This window comes from Streptomyces sp. DSM 41931, assembly GCF_050271085.1.
Taxonomy (GTDB): domain Bacteria; phylum Actinomycetota; class Actinomycetes; order Streptomycetales; family Streptomycetaceae; genus Streptomyces; species Streptomyces albogriseolus.
Window position 1 is genome coordinate 26,422 of sequence record NZ_CP189903.1, and the last position, 15,999, is coordinate 42,420.

Sequence of the window (15,999 nt, forward strand, 5' to 3'; positions counted from 1 at the left end):
CACCCTGAATGGCCAAACAGGAACGAGCGCTGCGCACCCGTGAGGCGCTGATCAAGTCGGCCGCCACGGTCTTCGACCGTGACGGCTTCAGCGTTGCCTCACTCAGTGCGATCAGCTCACTGGCCGGAGTGAGCAACGGAGCGCTTCACTTCCACTTCGCGAGCAAGGCCGCACTCGCCGACTCGGTGGAGGACGCCGCGGCGGACCGTCTGCACCGTCTCATCGGCATGCGCGAGGACGTCGCGGGCAATGCCCTCCAACTGCTCGTGGACACCTCGCACGACCTGGCCCGTCGGCTCGCCGACGACGTGGTGCTGCGCGCCGGTTTCGAGCTGAGCCGCCAGCAGATCCGCGTGGTGAGCCGGGACCTGCACCACGAGTGGCACCAGTGGGTCGCGGCGATCCTCGAGCGCGCCGAGCGCGAGGGCGTGCTCAGCGCGGTCAGCCCCGAAGCGGCGGCGGCGTCGGTGGTGGCGGCGACCACGGGCTTCGAAGTGCTCGGCACGCACGACCCGCGATGGCTTTCGAACCGCACCATCACCAGGTTCTGGCAACTGCTGCTGCCCCGGCTGGCCGCGGCCTCCGCGCTCGGCGACATCGAGGCGGCCGGAAGCCGCACCTCTGTCACCGCCTCCGCTCCCGCCTCCGGAGCGGGCGGCGCTCGGCCGGTCCGGACGCCCGGAACCGTCCGGACCGCGGGCGCCCCGGGCAAGGACCGGGGCGGCACGGCCCCGTAACTCACCGACCAGATCCGGGGCCCGGCCGGTGGCGTGCCCTCCGGAGACCAGCGGGCCCCCTACCCCCAGGAGACATCTCTTGCACAGCACCCAGCCGTCAGTTCCCCCCACCGAGCGAGATCCGCGGCGCTGGGTCATCCTCGGGGTGATCTGCCTCGCGCAACTGGTGGTCCTGCTCGACAACACCGTCCTCAACGTGGCGATCCCCGTGCTCACCGAGGACCTGGGCGCCTCCACGGCCGACGTCCAGTGGATGATCAACGCCTACGCCCTGGTCCAGTCGGGCCTGCTGCTCACCGCGGGCAGCGTCGCCGACCGCTACGGCCGCAAACTGATGCTGATGACGGGCCTCGTCCTGTTCGGGCTCGGCTCCACGGCGGCCACCTTCGCCCAGAGTTCCGGGCAGCTCATCGCCGCCCGGGCCGGCATGGGCATCGGCGGTGCGCTGCTGGCGACCACCACCCTCGCCGTCATCATGCAGATCTTCGACGAGGAGGAGCGGCCCAAGGCCATCGGCCTGTGGGGGGCGGTCAGTTCGCTCGGCTTCGCCGCCGGCCCGCTGATCGGCGGCTTCCTGCTCGACCACTTCTGGTGGGGGTCGATCTTCCTCATCAACATCCCCGTGGCGCTGATCGGGCTCGTCGCCGTGTCCGCGCTGATCCCCGAGACGAAGAACCCCGAAGGCGACCGGCCCGACCTCGTCGGCGCGGTCCTGTCCACGCTCGGCATGGTCGGCGTGGTGTACGCGATCATCTCCGGGCCCGAACACGGCTGGACCTCCGCCGACGTCCTGCTGCCCGCGCTGGTCGGCCTGCTCGCGCTGTACGCCTTCGTCCGCTGGGAACTGCGGGTGCCCTACCCGATGCTCGACATGTCGTTCTTCCGCAACCGGCGCTTCAACGGCGCCATCGCGGGCGGACTCCTCGTCGCCTTCGGCATGGCCGGCTCGCTGTTCCTGCTCACCCAGCACCTCCAGCTCGTCCTCGGCTACGACGCGCTGCAGGCCGGTCTGCGCACGGCGCCGCTGGCCCTGACCATCGTCTGCCTCAACCTCGCGGGACTCGGCGCGAAGCTGCTCGTCAAACTGGGCGTGGCGCGCACCATCGCGGTCGGCATGACGCTGCTCGCGGCCGGTCTGAGCGCGGTGGCCCTGCTCGGTACCGAGGACAGGGGCGGCTACGGCGGCATGTTCGCGGGGCTGCTGCTGATGGGCTGCGGCATCGCGCTGGCCATGCCCGCCATGGCGACCGCGATCATGTCGTCCATCCCGCCGGCGAAGGCGGGCGTCGGAGCGGGCGTCCAGGGCACGCTGACCGAGTTCGGCGGCGGCCTCGGCGTGGCCATCCTCGGAGCCGTGCTCGGCGCGCGCTTCGCCCAGCTGCTGCCCGAGGCGATCGGCGGATCCGGTTCGCTGGCCGAGGCCCTGCGGGACGCGGACACCCCGCGCCTGGTGGCCCAGGCGCACGACGCCTTCGCCGACGCGGTGAGCACCAGCCAGCTCATCGGCGCCGCCGCCGTGTTCACCGGCGGGCTGCTGGCGGCGATGCTGCTGAACCGCGCGGACCGCGCGGAGGCCCGCGACAAGGCCGCAGGGGCCGACGCCGACGCGGAGGCGGGCGCCGGCCGGACCGTCTAGGAGGACAACGCCGGCGGGCGGTGGCCGTCACGAGGGGACGGCCACCGCCCGCCGGTGGAGCTGTGGGGTACTACGCGCCGGGCACGCCGCCGATGCCCCAGCGCTGCGGGGCGACCCCCGTCAGGGCGACCCAGGTCTGTTCACGGGCCTCCTCGCCGAGCACGTCCACCACGGCACGGGTGAGCCCTTCGATCAGGGCGCGCTCGGTCTCCTCGGTGAGGCGGCGGTCGTAGAGCTTCACGTCGATGAACGGCATGCGTCTGCCTTCCGGAGGGCGGTCACGCCGGCACGGTGGCCAGCTCGTCGTACGCCTCCCGCAGTGCCCGGCGCACCGCGGCGACCATGTGGTCGACCTGTGCGTCGGTCAGCCCCGGGTGGCAGGGCAGGTTCATGTGCTCCTCGAACCAGATGCGCTCCGCGTGCGGGCACTCGCCGCGACGGTGGCCCCGCAGACGCCACTCGGGGGAGAGGTGCAGCGGGAAGTAGCGCAGCTGGACCTCCACGCCGAGGCGGTCCAGGGCGCGGACGAACCGCTCGCGCACCTCCCGGCCTCCGGTGAGGAAGAACGTGTACAGGTGGTAGGCGTGGCGGCTGTCCGGGGCCGCCCGGTGCAGGCGCACCCCCGGAAAGGCGGACACCGCCTCGTCCAGGCGCGCCGCGATCCGGGTGCGCCGCTCGACGAACCGGTCGAGAGAGCCGAGCTGCACCAGTCCCACGGCCGCGGCCGCCTCCGACATCGTCGCGTTGGTGCCCGCGCCGCGGATGCCGACCGCCGTGTGCTGGTAGACGCCGTCGGCGAACTTCATCCACGGCAGCAGGGCCGGACGGTCCGGCGCCGCGCCGGTGCGCGGCACGTAGACGCCGTCGACCTCGTTGTCCCGGATCCGGGCGACGCGTTCGGCCCAGTCGTCCCGGGACAGGGTGATCATCCCGCCCTCGCCGAGCGTGGTGAGGTTCTTGGTGGAGTGGAAGCTGAAACAGCCGATGTCGGCCAGCGAGCCCGGCCGCCGGCCTCGGTAGAGGGCGCCGATGGCGTGGGCGCTGTCCTCGACGACCGTGATGCCGCGCGGCCGGGTGAGGGCCATGACGCGGTCCATGTCGGCGGGGTTGCCGCCGTAGTGGACCAGCAGCACGGCGCGGGTGCGGTCGGTGATCAGCGCGGCGAGCGCCTCCGGGTCGAGGTTCAGGGTGTCGGGGTCGATGTCGCAGAACCGCACCCGCACGTCGTGGTCCAGCAGCGGCTGCACCGTCGCCTGGAACGTCTGCGGGGTGGCGATCACCTCGTCGCCGGGCGCCAGGTCGAGCAGCCGGATCGCCAGTTCCAGGGCGACGGTGCCGCTGGTGACGCTGAGCGCATGCCGCGCCCCGCACCACTCACGGAACCGCTCCTCGAACCGGTCGCGCCACACCCCGGACGTCAACGGCCCCTCGGAGCGTACGAGTTCGGTGAGGGCGGCCAGGTCCGCCGCGCCGACGACGGACCCGCGGCGGGCGAACGGCACGGCGTACTCGCCGTTCTTCGCGGTGAGGGTGCTCATGCGGCTCCCCGCTCCGGCCCCGCACCGGCGAGCCGCTCGGCGACACGGGCCGCCAGGGCCTTCTTGTCGACCTTGTTCAGTCCCGTCAGCGGGAACGAGCCGACCGCCTCGACGCGGTCGGGAAGCTTGTACGCGGCCAGTCCGCGGGAGCGCAGATGGGCGCGGAGCACCGGGAGCCGCGGGGCCGGACGGCCCGGCGCGGGGATGACATAGGCGCAGATCTTCTCCCCGAGGACCGGATCGGGCATCGGCACGACGGCCGCCTGCTGCACGTCCGGATGCGCGGTGAGGTGTCCCTCGACCTCGGTGGCGGAGACCTTGTCGCCGCCGCGGACGACGACGTCCTTGACCCGGCCCTCGACCACGATCTCCCCGCCGGGGGTGAGGCGCACCAGATCGCCGCTGCGGTAGAAGCCGTCGGCCGTGAAGGCGCGGGCGTTGTGCTCCGGCGCCCGGTAGTAGCCGCGCAGTGTGTACGGGCCGCGGGTGAGCAGCTCGCCCGTCTCGCCGACGGCCACCTCGCGGTCGTCGGGGCCGACCACGCGGATCTCGTCGGCGGGGGAGACGGGCCGGCCCTGCGTCGTCAGGACCGTCTCGGGGTCGTCGTCGTAGCGGGTGAAGGTGAGCAGCCCTTCGGCCATGCCGAAGACCTGCTGCAGACGCACGCCCAGGGTGGGGCCGATCCGCTCGGCGACCTCGGGGTGCAGCTTGGCGCTGCCCACCTGGAGGACGTCCAGGCTGCTCAGGTCGTGGCCGTGGCCCTCCTCGGCGGCCGCCAGCCACAGGTGCACGACCGTGGGGATCGCCGAGCTGAACGTCACCCGCTCCCGTTCGATCAGCGGGAAGCAGTGCAGCGGCTCGGGGGTCCGGGCGAACACCGCACGGCCGCCCGCGGCGAGGGTGCCGATGACACCGGGGCAGCCCCAGGGGAAGTTGAACTCCACCGGCAGCACCGCCAGGTAGACGGTGTTCTCGTCCAGACCGCAGATCTCGGCGGTGATCCGCGTCTGGTACGCGTAGTCGTCGTGGGTGCGCGGGATCAGCTTCGGCAGCGCGGTGGTCCCGCCCGACAGCAGGAAGAACGCCACGTCGGAGGCGTCGGGTTCGGGCAGCGCGACCGGGTCGGCCGGAACGTCGGCGAGGGCGGTGAAGCCGTGCGCGGGCTCGCCCGCGACGAAAACCTGCCGCAGAGCGGGAAGGTGTCCGCGCACGGTCCGCACCAGGTCCCGGTGGTCGAAGCCGTTGTGGGTGTCGGGGACGACGCAGGCGGTGGCTCCCGACAGCTCCACCAGGTGCCGCAGCTCGTTGTCGCGGTAGGCCGGCAGGCAGAACACGGGCAGCGCGCCGAGACGGAACAGCGCGAAGCAGACCGCCACGAAGTCCGGTGTGTTCGGCAGCTGCACCAGGACACGGTCGCCCGGACCGAGGCCGCGGGCGGCGAACCCGGCGGCCAGCCGGTCGCACCACAGGTCCAGCTCGCGGTAGCCGATGCGGCGTGTGCCCTCGGCGTCGACCAGGGCCGTGCGGTCGCCGTACGCCTGCGCCCACCGCCGCAGCAGCCGGCCGAGCGTCTCACCGCGCCAGTACCCGGCCTCGCGATACCGCGCGGACACCTCGTCGGGCCAGGGAACGCATCCGTCCAGCATCGTTGTTCCTTCCCTCTGCTCGCGTCGCGGCCAGTGTTTCCAGGGCCGTTGACACGCCGCTGATGCGCCGCCGCCGCGGGCCCGGTGGCCGTCAGGCGCCGATCAGCCCTGCGTCAGCCCGGCCGGACAGGATGCCGTCAGGGTCCGGCCGGGCCCGACGACAAGCGCCTCGTACGAGGGAGTGCCCGATGGAGACCTGGATCCTGGACCGCCGAGACGTCGCGGCGGTGACGGCGCTCGTCGGGCGCGACGCGCTGATGGGACGGGTCGTCGAACGGCTCACCGAGGGGTTCGCGGACATCGGGCACGGGCGGCGTGAACTCTCGCCGCTGCGCGGCGGCTTCACCCGCAGCGAGCCGGTGCCGGGCATCCTGGAGTGGATGCCGCACCGCGACGCGGGCGACAGCGTCACCATCAAGACCGTCGCCTACAGCCCGGGCAATCCCACCCACTTCTCCCTGCCGACGATCATCGGCACGGTCGCCCGCTACGACGACACCACCGGCGCTCTCACCGCGCTGATGGACGGCGTCCTGCTCACCGCGATCCGCACCGGCGCCGCCTCCGCCGTCGCCAGCCGGCTGCTGGCCCGTCCCGACAGCCGCGTCCTCGGCCTGATCGGCACCGGGGCCCAGGCCGTCACCCAGGCGCACGCCCTGTCCCTGGTGTTCTCCCTCGAGCAGGTGCTGGTGTGGGACACCGACCCGGCCCACCTCGAGAGCTTCGCCCGCCGCGCCGCCTTCACCGGCGTCCCCGTCCGGGTGGCCGACCCCGCCCGCATCGCCGCCGAGGCCGACATCGTCTGCACCGCCACATCCGTCGCGGTGGGCGGCGGGCCCGTGCTGCCCGACACCGGCCACCGCGCGCACCTGCACATCAACGCCGTCGGAGCGGACCTGGTCGGCAAGACGGAACTGCCGCGCACCTGGCTGCGCCGGGCCTTCACCGTCGCCGACCACCCCGAACAGGCCCGCCGCGAGGGCGAGAGCCAGCAGCTGGGTCCCGCGGATCCGGTCACCGGCCTGGCCGGCCTGGTCGCCGATCCGCAGCGGGCGCGGGACCGGCGGGACGGGCTGACGGTGTTCGACTCCACGGGATTCGCCCTGGAGGACGCCCTCGCGATGGAGGTGTTCCTCGAGGCGGCCGCGGAGCACGGGCTGGGGACGCGGATGAGCATCGAGCACCATCCGGCCGACGCCCTCGACCCCTACGCACTCCAGCAGACGCCCGCCGCCGCGTCGCTGTGACCGGCCCTCCGGCCCCACCCGGAGCGGCACCGGCCCGGAAACACCCGTGAAGGAGAACTTGATGGCGTCCCTGACCACGCCGGCCCCCCGGCCCACCGTCGAGGACGGTGGGCACGCCCTCTTCTCATGGCTGCGGACCATGCGCGACGAACACCCCGTCCACGAGGACGAGTACGGGGTGTTCCACGTCTTCCGGCACGCCGACGTGCTCGCCGTGTCCTCCGACCCGGCCGTCTTCTCCTCGGAACTGCACCGGCTGCGGCCCGGGTCCGAGGCGCTGACCGAGGAGATCCTGTCGGTCGTCGACCCGCCGCTGCACCGGAAGCTGCGCCGCCTGGTCAGCCAGGCGTTCACCCCCCGCACGGTCGCCGGTCTCGAGCCGCGGGTCACCGAGGTCGCCGGACGCCTGCTGGACGCCGTCGAGGGGGACACCTTCGACCTGGTCTCCGACTTCGCCTACCCGCTGCCGGTGATCGTCATCGCCGAACTGCTGGGCGTGCCCGCCGAGGACCGCACGCTGTTCCGCACCTGGTCGGACCGGATGCTGTCGATGCAGATCGAGGACCCCGCGGACCTGCAGTTCGGCGACGAGGCCGGCGAGGAGTACGAGACGCTGGTCAAGGAGCCTCTGAAGGCGATGCACGCGTATCTGCTCGGGCACGTCGAGGACCGCAGGCGCCGCCCCGGCGACGACCTCATCTCCCGGCTCGTCGCCGCCGAGGTCGAGGGCGAGAGGCTGACCGACCGGCAGATCGCGGAGTTCGGCGGTCTGCTGCTGATGGCCGGCCACGTCTCCACCTCCATGCTGCTGGGCAACACCGTGCTGTGCCTGGAGGAGAACCCGGGGCTGTGGGACGCCCTGCGCGCCGACCGGTCCCGGATCCCCGCGGTCGTCGAGGAGGTGATGCGGCTGCGCCCGCCGATCACCGTCATGGCCCGGGTCACCACCCGGGACACCGAGGTGGCCGGCGTCCCCGTCCCCGCCGGGCGGATGGTCGTCCCCTCGATCGTCTCCGCCAACCACGACGAGCGGGTCTTCGACGACCCGGAGGCCTTCCGCCCCGACCGCGGACCGAAGAACCAGCAGACCGCCTTCGGCCACGGCATCCACTACTGTCTCGGCGCGCCGCTCGCCCGTCTCGAGGGCCGGATCGCGCTCGAGGCGCTCCTGGACCGGTTCACCGGGGTGCGGATCACACCCGGCGCGCACCTGCGCCACCACCGAGACGGGCTGTTCGGTGTGCGGAACCTGCCGCTGACCGTGCGGCGCGGCTGAACCGAGGGAGCGGTCATGCGCACCGTGCGAACCCTGCTGATCGACAACTACGACTCGTTCACCTACAACCTCTTCCAGATGCTGGCCGAGGTGAACGCGGCCGCCCCCGTCGTGCTCCGGCACGACGACCACGAGGGGTGGGCCGCCCTGTCGCCCGGCGACTTCGACAACGTGGTCGTCTCACCCGGCCCCGGAGATCCGGCGGTCCGGTCGGACCTGGGCCTGAGCCGCCGGGTCATCGAGGAGTGGGACCTGCCGCTGCTCGGGGTGTGTCTGGGCCATCAGGCGCTGTGCCTGCTCGGCGGCGGCAGCGTCGGGCACGCGCCGGAGCCGGTGCACGGCCGCACCAGCGAGATCCTCCACGACGGCCGTGACCTGTTCGCCGGCATCCCCTCGCCCTACCGCGTGGTCCGCTACCACTCGCTGCTGGTCCATGCGCTGCCCGAGCAGCTCGAGGCGACCGCGCACACCGCCGACGGCCTGCTGATGGCCGTACGCCACCGGGAGCTGCCGCGGTGGGGGGTCCAGTTCCACCCGGAGTCCATCAGCAGCGAGTACGGCCGCCGGATGCTGGCCAACTTCCGCGACCTGACCCTGCGGGCCCGGGGGGAGGCGCCGTTCGGTGTGGAGGTGCCCGACCTGACTCCCGCCCCCGACACCGCCCCCGCGGACCGGGAGCACGGCGGTGAGGGCGGTCTGCGGCTGCACGTACGGCAGCTGGCCGCCGTGCCCGACGCCGACGCCGCGTTCGACGCGCTCTTCGACGGGGTCGCCGGGCGGTTCTGGCTGGACAGCAGCCGGGTCGAGGAGGGCCTGTCGCGGTTCAGCTTCCTCGGCGCCCCCGCCGGGCCGCTCGGCGAGATCGTCAGCCATGACGTGACCGAGCGCATGGTCACCGTCTCCGACCGGCACGGCGTTCCGCTGCGCCGCAGGCCGGGGACGCTCTTCGCCCATCTGGAGGAGGAACTGGCGGCCCGGCGCCTTCCCGCGGCCGGCCTGCCCTTCGAGTTCAACCTCGGCTACGTCGGCTACCTCGGCTACGAGGCCAAGGCCGACTGCGGGGGCGACCGCGCCCACACCTCCGAACTGCCCGACGGCTCCTTCGTGTTCGCCGACCGGATGCTCGCCGTCGACCACGCCGGGCGCCGTGCCTGGCTGCTCGCCCTCAGCCGGTCCGGCCGCCCGGAGACCGTCCGGGACGCCGAGGAGTGGCTCGCCCGGTCCGCCGCCACCCTGGCCGCCACCGTTCCGCGCCCGCCGTTCGCGCTGCTGCCCGACGACGAACTGCCGCCGCTGGACGTCGAGTACCGGCACGACGTGGCCGCGTACCGGGAGCTCGTGGAGACCTGCCAGCGGCTCATCGGGGACGGCGAGACCTACGAGGTGTGTCTCACCAACACGCTGCGGGTGCCGGGCCGCGTCGACCCGCTCGTCGCCTACCGGGCCCTGCGCACCATCAGCCCCGCCCCGTACGCCGCGTACCTGGACCTGCCTTCGGGGGCCGTGCTCAGCTCCTCGCCGGAGCGGTTCGTGCGGATCGACGCGGCCGGCACCGCCGAGTCCAAGCCGATCAAGGGCACCCGGCCGCGGGGCGCGACGCCGGCCGAGGACGCGGCGATCGCCGGAGCCCTGGCCACGGCGGAGAAGGACCGCTCCGAGAACCTGATGATCGTCGACCTCGTCCGCAACGACCTGGGGCAGGTCTGCGAGATCGGCAGCGTGCACGTGCCCGGCCTGTTCGAGGTCGAGTCCTACGCCACCGTGCACCAGCTGGTGAGCACCGTGCGGGGCCGGCTCGCGCCCGGGGTGTCCCGCCCGGAGGCGGTGCGGGCGGCGTTCCCCGGAGGGTCGATGACCGGCGCCCCCAAGGTGCGCACCATGCAGTTCATCGACCGGCTGGAGGCCGGGCCGCGCGGCGTCTACTCCGGCGCGCTCGGCTACTTCGCGCTGAGCGGGGCGGTGGACCTCAGCATCGTCATCCGTACCGTCGTGGCCACCGCCGAGGCCGCCACGATCGGGGTGGGCGGCGCGGTCGTCGCGCTGTCCGACCCGGACGAGGAGGTCCGGGAGATGCTGCTCAAGGCCCGCACCACGCTGCGCGCCCTGCGGCAGGCCCGCGCCGTGGCCGCCGCGGGGGACCGCGCTCTGGCGGGCAGCCTGCGGTGACGTCCGGCAGGCGCCTGCGGGGCGGCCCGCGCGGAACGGGCCGGGGCGCCGGACCCGCCGGCCGGCTCTCCCGGTGCGCCGGGCCGGCCGTGCGGCACCGGCCGTCCCGGCGGTCCGCGGGGTGCGGGGGCCGCCACGGCCGGTCAGGCCAGGTCGGCGAACAGGCGGGCGCAGGCCTGCGCCAGTTCGTCCCGGTGGTGATCGCCGAGGGCGCCGCGCACCTCCTCCACGAGGTCCTCGAAGGCGTCCTCGTCGCCGTCGGCGACGGCACGGCCGATGCGTTCCAGGCCGCGGCCCAGCGCCCGGCGGGCGGCGTCGGCGTGCGGGTTGCCGGCCTGGACGTCCCAGTAGACCTCCGGGGAGCCGGAGGCGATCCGCGCCAGCAGCATCAGCAGCGTGCGGTGCGGCGGCGGCGCGGAGGCGCGCAGGGCGGTCATGCCGGGACGCAGTTCGGCCAGCGCCAGCCCGAACGACAGCACCGCGGCGTGCGTCGCGGCCTGCTGCACGGCCGTCAGGGTGTCGTGCTCGGCGGGGTCCAGTTCCACCACCCGCCCGCCCCATCCGGCGACCAGCCCGAGGAACGCGCGCGCCGCCGGCCCGCCGGTGACCGTGACCGCGGCGACCGGGCGGCCGGGCAGCGGCAGGGACGGTGCGAACATCGGGTTCAGGCCCACCGCCTGGAGGGCCGGGGCGGTCGTGCGCAGCCGCCGCGCCATCCGGCTCTTCACCGAGAGGGTGTCGGCGAGCAGCGCTCCGGGCCGCATCAGCGCGGCCAGGGGCGCCACCGCGTCGAGCGCCGCCTGCTCCGGCACCGCCAGCAGCACGAGGTCGGCGTCCGCCACCGCCCGGGCGGTGGCGGGGCCCGGAGCCCGGATGTCGTCGGCGACGTCCCGCACCCCCGGCTCGCCCTCCCGGCGGGCGGCGAGGTCCACCCGGGTCACCTCGACGCCCGAGCGCAGCAGCAGGCCGGTGAACATGCCGCCCACGCCGCCGGAGGCGCCGGCCACCACGCACCGGGAGAAGACGGGGGCGGCCGCGTCCGCGGCCCGGACCGGGGACGTGCTCCCCGCCTGCGTGTCACCCATGGTCTGTGCGCCCCTCTCGTCCCGCGGACCGTTTCCCGTTCCCATGTGCTGCCTCCCGCAGTGCTTCTCGTACCGACCGACGGTTCGTCGTCGTGGAGTTTCTGTCGTCGCTTGGAAGGAGCCGACATGTCCTCGGAAAGTGCAGACGATCTGCCCGCCCTGCGCGGGCAACTGGACGCGGTGGACGCCGTGCTGCTCGAGGCGGTGCGTGAGCGGCTGGAGATCTGCCTGCGCATCGGTGAGTACAAACGCGTCCACGGGGTGCCGATGATGCAGCCGCAGCGCATCGCCGCCGTGCAGGACCGGGCCGCCCGGTTCGCCCGTCGGCACGGCATCGACCCGGCGTTCCTGCACCGTCTCTACGACGTGATGATCGCGGAGACCTGCCGGCTGGAGGACGAGTGGATCGCCGGCGGCGGTCCGGAGCGGAGGGCGTCGTGACCGGCACCACCGGCACGCGGGAGAGGGAGGCGGGCGCCGGGACGGTGGGGTTCGCGCTGGAGGAGGCGGTGCGCCGCCTCGTCGCCGCGGGGATCGACGCGACCACGGCCCGGGCCGACGCCCGGCTGCTGGCGGCGCACGCCTGCGGCGTCGGGCCGGACGGCCTCGACGGCGTCTCGCAGACGCCGGCGCCTGCGGTCCTGGAGGAGTACGTGAGACGGCGGGAGGAGCGAGAACCGGCCGAACTGATCGTCGGGCACGCCTGGTTCATGGGGCACCGGTTCGAGCTCGCACCCGGGGTGTTCGTGCCCAAACCCGAGACCCAGGAGATCGTTGAAGAGGCAATAAACAGACTGTCCGGTCTTCTTTCGCGGGGCAAGACATCCCCTTTGGTGGTAGATCTGTGCGCCGGGCCCGGCACCATGGCGGTGACGATCGCGCGCCGTGTGCCGGACGCGCGGGTGTACGGGATCGAGTTGTCGCAGGTGGCGGCCCAGGCCGCCCGGCGCAACGCGCGCGGCACCGCCGCGTGCATCGTGCAGGGGGACGCGTGCGAGGCCTTCCCGGAGTTCGACGGCTGCGCCGACCTGGTCGTCAGCAATCCGCCGTACATCCCGATCGGTCTGCGCACGAGTGCTCCAGAGGTTCTCAACTACGACCCTCCGCTTGCTCTTTGGGCTGGTGAGAGCGGGTTGGCGATGATCCGGGCGATGGAGCGGACGGCGAGCCGGCTGCTCGCCCCCGGCGGGGTGCTGCTGCTCGAGCACGGCGGTTACCAGCTCGAGTCGGTGCCGCGGCTGTTCCGGGAGACGGGGCGCTGGAGTTCGGCGGAGTCCCGTGCCACCTGCAACGACGGCATGCTGGTCGCCGTCCGCGGTCCGGCGCCGTCGTAGGGCGGCTGAGGCGTGTCGGGGTGCGCTCGCCGGTTCATGTGGCCGAGCGTACCCTCTCTCCCATTGACAAACCGACTGTGCTGTTTTTTTAATCGTACTTGAGCCAGCGCCGTCGGCCGCCCATGAGGCGCCCCAGCGGTGGTCCTCATGGCATGGATTCGGACGCAACCTGCACGGAACCGATGGGGGAGAAGGCAGTGGACATCGAAGTACTGGGCGCGTTGTCAGCGCGTGAGCACGGCATCTCGATCACACCGACGGCACCGAAGCCGCGCCAGGTGCTGGCTCTGCTCGCCCTGCACGCCGACCGGGTGGTCCAGGTCTCCTCCCTGATCGAGGAGTTGTGGGACGACGAGCCGCCGCGCAGTGCCCGCACCACCCTGCAGACATACGTCCTGCAGCTGCGGGAGCTCATCGGCGAGGCGCTGGCGAAGGCCGGCGAGGACGGCGTCACGGCCAAGGACATCCTGGTCACCCTCCCCGGCGGCTACCGTCTGAACACCCGGGGCGGCCGGGTCGACTTCCGGGAGTTCGAGCGGCAGGCCGGGGCGGGTTACCGCGCGATGGACGGCGACGACTACGCCGCCGCCGCACGGCGGCTGCGGGAGGCCCTCTCGCTGTGGACCGGCTCCGCGCTCGCCGATGTCACCGCCGGCAGCCGGATCGGACTCGAGGTCAAGCGGCTGGAGGAGACCCGGCTGTGCGCGCTGGACCAGCGCATCGAGGCGGACCTGCGGCTCGGCCGGCACCGGGAACTGCTGTCCGAGCTGACCGTGCTGGTCAACAAGCACCGCATGCACGAGAGTCTGCACGGCCAGTTCATGGTGGCCCTGCACCGCTCCGGACGGCGCGGCGAGGCGCTCAGCGCGTACCAGCGGCTGCGGGCCACCCTGGTGCGCGAACTGGGGCTGGAGCCGTCGGCCGCGCTCAGCCGGCTGCAGCGCTCCATCCTGACGGCCCACCCGGAGACCGTCACCGCCCGGGGTCCCGAGGCGGCCGGTCAGGCCGTGGCCCGGGTGGGCTGACCGCCCGCCCGCCGCGGCGGCGCCGGGCCACCCGTCCGCACCGCCGTCCCTCTTCTCCGACGCAGTCGCCACCGCGGCCCCGGCCACCACCGGGAACAGCCCGCGGCCGGCCGGGGACATCCCCCGTGCCCGGCCGCGGGCTGCTTCGTCGTGGAGGCCGTTCCTCGTTCCGTGTCCCCCCGGAACGAGGAGCGGCTTCGGCGCGTGGTCATTTCTCCGTAGGCCCGCCGGAGGAAATCCCTCCTGAGAGCCAGGAAAAGCAGCCCGTGGAATTGGCCATCGCGGGCGATGTCCGTCCGTTCCCCGCGCGGCAGGATTCGTACGTGACGAATCGGACGAAGGAATCCCGGACATCGGGGATACCTGCCGAACGGCGGACCGCATTCCTCGAACTGATGCTGCTGTCCCGTGAATGCGACCGCAGATCGGGCATCGTACTGCGCCAGGGCGAGGCATGGTTCCACATCTCCTCGGCCGGGCACGAGGCGCTCGCTGCCCTGTGCGAGCTGCTCGCACCCGAGGACCTGATCTTCCCTCACTACCGGGACCGCACCCTGATGCTGGCCCGCGGGATGGACCCCGAGGCGCAGGCGCGGGACCTCATGGCCAAGGCCGCCTCGCATTCGGCGGGCCGCAACATGAGCGCCCATTTCAGTCACCGCGCGGGGAACGTGTTCTCGGTCGCCAGCCCCACCGGAAGCCAGTGCCTTCCGGCGGTCGGCGCCGCCTGGGCCGCGAAGCTGAGGGAAAAGCCGGGTGCGGTCGTCTGCTCGATCGGGGACGCCTCGGCCCGGCAGGGGGAATTCTTCGAGGCGCTCGCTTTCGCCGTGGAACGCGCACTGCCCGTCCTTTTCCTGGTGTCCGACAACGGCTACGGCATTTCCACGCCCACCGCCGCGATGTCGCCCCACGCGCTCGGACTGCTGCCCGGGCACCGCACCCGCACCGTCGACGGAGCCGACCCCGACGCCGTCCACGCCGCGGCCGCGACGGCGCTCGGCGAGCTGCGCGAGGGGGGAGGTCCCGTCGTGCTGTGGTGCCGGCTGGACCGGCTCGACTCCCACACCTCCTCCGACGACCACCGCGTCTACCGCACCGCCGAGGACATCGCCGCGATGCGTGACCCCGTCGACCTCTTCGCCCGGCGGCTGCTGGACGAGGGCGCGGTCGACGAGGACTGGCTCGAGCGGACCCGGTCGCGGCTCGCCCGCGAGACGGAGGAGATCTACGACCGGGTGGCCGCCGAACCCGCCGCGGATCCCAAGGCGATCGGCGAGCACCTGTTCGCACCCGCCGGCGACGGGCGCCGGGCGGCCGTCACCCGGCCCTGCGGCGGAACCATGGTCGCCGCGGTCAACCGGGCGCTGGCCACGGGACTGGAACTCCACCCCGAACTCGTGCTCTTCGGCGAGGACATCGAGGACCCCAAGGGAGGCGTCTTCGGCTTCACCAAGGGCCTCGGCGAAGCGGCCGGCGACCGCATGACCAACGCGCCGCTGGCCGAGGCCACCATCGTCGGCGCGGCCGTCGGACTGGCGGCCGCCGGGATGCGGCCCGTCGTGGAGCTGCAGTTCGTCGACTTCGCCGGGCCCGCCTGGAACCAGATCGCCGCTCAGCTGACGACCCTCCGCTGGCGCACCGCCTCCGCGTGGACCTGTCCCGTCGTCCTCTACGCACCGTGGGGCGGCTATCTGCCCGGCGGCGGCATCTGGCACAGCCAGAGCAACGAGAGCCTCTTCACCCATCTGCCGGGACTGCGCGTCGTGGTGCCCTCGACGCCCGAGGACACCGAGGCGGCGTTCCTCGACTCGTTCACCGCCGACGACCCGACGCTCGTCCTGCTGCCCAAACACCTCATGCGGCGCCGCCGCGACCCCGCCGGGCGGTCCTGGCCCGCCGGCGGCGCACGGACCCTGCGCACCGGCGCCGACGTCACCGTCGTCACCTGGGGCAACGGCACCGAACTCGCCCTGGAGGCGGCCGACGTGCTCGCCGCGGAGGGCGTCGGGGCCGAGGTCGTCGACCTGCGCTGGCTCGTCCCGCTCGACCGCGAGACCGTCGCCGCCTCACTGCGGCGCACCGGGCGGCTCGTCGTCGTCCAGGAGGACAACCGCACCAGCAGCTTCGGCGCCGGACTCGTCACCGAACTGCTCTCCCGCGACGAGGAGTTCTACGCCCTGCTCGCCCCGCCGCGGCTGGTCACCCGCGAGGACGTGCACGTGCCCTTCCACCCCGACCTGGAGCGGGCGGTGCTGCCCGCCGTGGACGACGTGGTGGCGGCCGTCCGGTCCGTACTGCTGTGAAGGCCC

The 15,999-nt window shown here is 73.3% G+C and carries 13 protein-coding genes; 9 read left to right on the plus strand and 4 right to left on the minus strand.

Annotated elements, in window-relative coordinates; all coding sequences use genetic code 11:
- Positions 1-8: 8 nt before the first annotated feature.
- Both ACP7TJ_RS32250 and ACP7TJ_RS32255 read left to right on the plus strand, forming a co-directional pair.
- The gene (locus tag ACP7TJ_RS32250) at positions 9-737 is read left to right on the plus strand and encodes a ScbR family autoregulator-binding transcription factor (RefSeq protein ID WP_189912878.1); all 729 of its coding nucleotides are present in this window, start codon (positions 9-11) and stop codon (positions 735-737) included.
- Between the two features lie 145 nt (positions 738-882).
- Complete coding sequence (locus ACP7TJ_RS32255) at positions 883-2,373, plus strand: MFS transporter (protein WP_385998512.1); 1,491 nt, start codon at positions 883-885, stop codon at positions 2,371-2,373.
- 70 nt (positions 2,374-2,443) lie between these two features.
- Here ACP7TJ_RS32255 and ACP7TJ_RS32260 read toward each other — a convergent pair whose 3' ends face one another.
- Genes ACP7TJ_RS32260 through ACP7TJ_RS32270 form a run of 3 tightly spaced genes read right to left on the minus strand, consistent with a single transcriptional unit; the run spans position 2,444 to position 5,557 of the window.
- Complete coding sequence (locus tag ACP7TJ_RS32260; RefSeq protein WP_093769517.1) at positions 2,444-2,629, minus strand: tautomerase family protein; 186 nt, start codon at positions 2,627-2,629, stop codon at positions 2,444-2,446.
- Between the two features lie 22 nt (positions 2,630-2,651).
- Entirely contained in the window at positions 2,652-3,911 is a 1,260-nt protein-coding gene (locus ACP7TJ_RS32265; RefSeq protein WP_427767616.1) for a DegT/DnrJ/EryC1/StrS family aminotransferase, read from the minus strand.
- Complete coding sequence (locus ACP7TJ_RS32270) at positions 3,908-5,557, minus strand: (2,3-dihydroxybenzoyl)adenylate synthase (RefSeq protein WP_167743276.1); 1,650 nt, start codon at positions 5,555-5,557, stop codon at positions 3,908-3,910. The genes ACP7TJ_RS32265 and ACP7TJ_RS32270 overlap by 4 nt, the downstream gene beginning before the upstream one ends.
- A gap of 188 nt (positions 5,558-5,745) precedes the next feature.
- On the opposite strand from ACP7TJ_RS32270, the gene ACP7TJ_RS32275 reads away from it, so the two are divergent.
- The 3 genes from ACP7TJ_RS32275 to pabB all read left to right on the plus strand — a co-directional run bounded on the left by ACP7TJ_RS32275 (position 5,746) and on the right by pabB (position 10,246).
- Entirely contained in the window at positions 5,746-6,804 is a 1,059-nt protein-coding gene (locus tag ACP7TJ_RS32275) for an ornithine cyclodeaminase family protein (protein ID WP_427767619.1), read from the plus strand.
- Between the two features lie 61 nt (positions 6,805-6,865).
- Complete coding sequence (locus ACP7TJ_RS32280; RefSeq protein WP_167743278.1) at positions 6,866-8,080, plus strand: cytochrome P450; 1,215 nt, start codon at positions 6,866-6,868, stop codon at positions 8,078-8,080.
- 15 nt (positions 8,081-8,095) lie between these two features.
- Positions 8,096-10,246, plus strand: a complete 2,151-nt coding sequence (gene pabB / locus ACP7TJ_RS32285; RefSeq protein WP_093769510.1) for an aminodeoxychorismate synthase component I — start codon at positions 8,096-8,098, stop codon at positions 10,244-10,246.
- Positions 10,247-10,389: 143 nt separating this feature from the next.
- Here pabB and ACP7TJ_RS32290 read toward each other — a convergent pair whose 3' ends face one another.
- Positions 10,390-11,331, minus strand: coding sequence for a prephenate dehydrogenase/arogenate dehydrogenase family protein (locus tag ACP7TJ_RS32290; protein WP_370161899.1), 942 nt, complete (start codon positions 11,329-11,331; stop codon positions 10,390-10,392).
- A 126-nt stretch (positions 11,332-11,457) separates the two neighbouring features.
- Here ACP7TJ_RS32290 and ACP7TJ_RS32295 point away from each other — a divergent pair, with 126 nt between their 5' ends.
- From ACP7TJ_RS32295 to ACP7TJ_RS32310, 4 genes are all read left to right on the plus strand, one after another.
- On the plus strand, positions 11,458-11,772 hold the full coding sequence (locus ACP7TJ_RS32295; protein WP_093769508.1) for a chorismate mutase family protein: 315 nt from the start codon (positions 11,458-11,460) through the stop codon (positions 11,770-11,772).
- Positions 11,769-12,665: a N5-glutamine methyltransferase family protein gene (locus ACP7TJ_RS32300; protein WP_367560640.1), complete on the plus strand. Its 897-nt coding sequence runs from the start codon at positions 11,769-11,771 to the stop codon at positions 12,663-12,665. Before ACP7TJ_RS32295 ends, ACP7TJ_RS32300 begins: the two co-directional genes overlap by 4 nt.
- A 197-nt stretch (positions 12,666-12,862) precedes the next feature.
- A complete protein-coding gene (locus tag ACP7TJ_RS32305) occupies positions 12,863-13,690 on the plus strand; it encodes an AfsR/SARP family transcriptional regulator (protein ID WP_093769531.1) in 828 nt (275 codons plus the stop codon).
- Between the two features lie 323 nt (positions 13,691-14,013).
- Positions 14,014-15,993: an alpha-ketoacid dehydrogenase subunit alpha/beta gene (locus tag ACP7TJ_RS32310; protein WP_266404686.1), complete on the plus strand. Its 1,980-nt coding sequence runs from the start codon at positions 14,014-14,016 to the stop codon at positions 15,991-15,993.
- Positions 15,994-15,999 lie beyond the last annotated feature (6 nt).

Coding starts and splice junctions, on each gene's coding strand:
- ACP7TJ_RS32250 (WP_189912878.1), top strand. CDS start 9: ATGGCCAAACAGGAACGAGCGCTGCGCACCCGTGAGGCGCTGATCAAG.
- ACP7TJ_RS32260 (WP_093769517.1), bottom strand. CDS start 2,629: ATGCCGTTCATCGACGTGAAGCTCTACGACCGCCGCCTCACCGAGGAG.
- ACP7TJ_RS32265 (WP_427767616.1), bottom strand. CDS start 3,911: ATGAGCACCCTCACCGCGAAGAACGGCGAGTACGCCGTGCCGTTCGCC.
- ACP7TJ_RS32270 (WP_167743276.1), bottom strand. CDS start 5,557: ATGCTGGACGGATGCGTTCCCTGGCCCGACGAGGTGTCCGCGCGGTAT.
- ACP7TJ_RS32275 (WP_427767619.1), top strand. CDS start 5,746: ATGGAGACCTGGATCCTGGACCGCCGAGACGTCGCGGCGGTGACGGCG.
- ACP7TJ_RS32280 (WP_167743278.1), top strand. CDS start 6,866: ATGGCGTCCCTGACCACGCCGGCCCCCCGGCCCACCGTCGAGGACGGT.
- pabB (WP_093769510.1), top strand. CDS start 8,096: ATGCGCACCGTGCGAACCCTGCTGATCGACAACTACGACTCGTTCACC.
- ACP7TJ_RS32290 (WP_370161899.1), bottom strand. CDS start 11,331: ATGGGTGACACGCAGGCGGGGAGCACGTCCCCGGTCCGGGCCGCGGAC.
- ACP7TJ_RS32295 (WP_093769508.1), top strand. CDS start 11,458: ATGTCCTCGGAAAGTGCAGACGATCTGCCCGCCCTGCGCGGGCAACTG.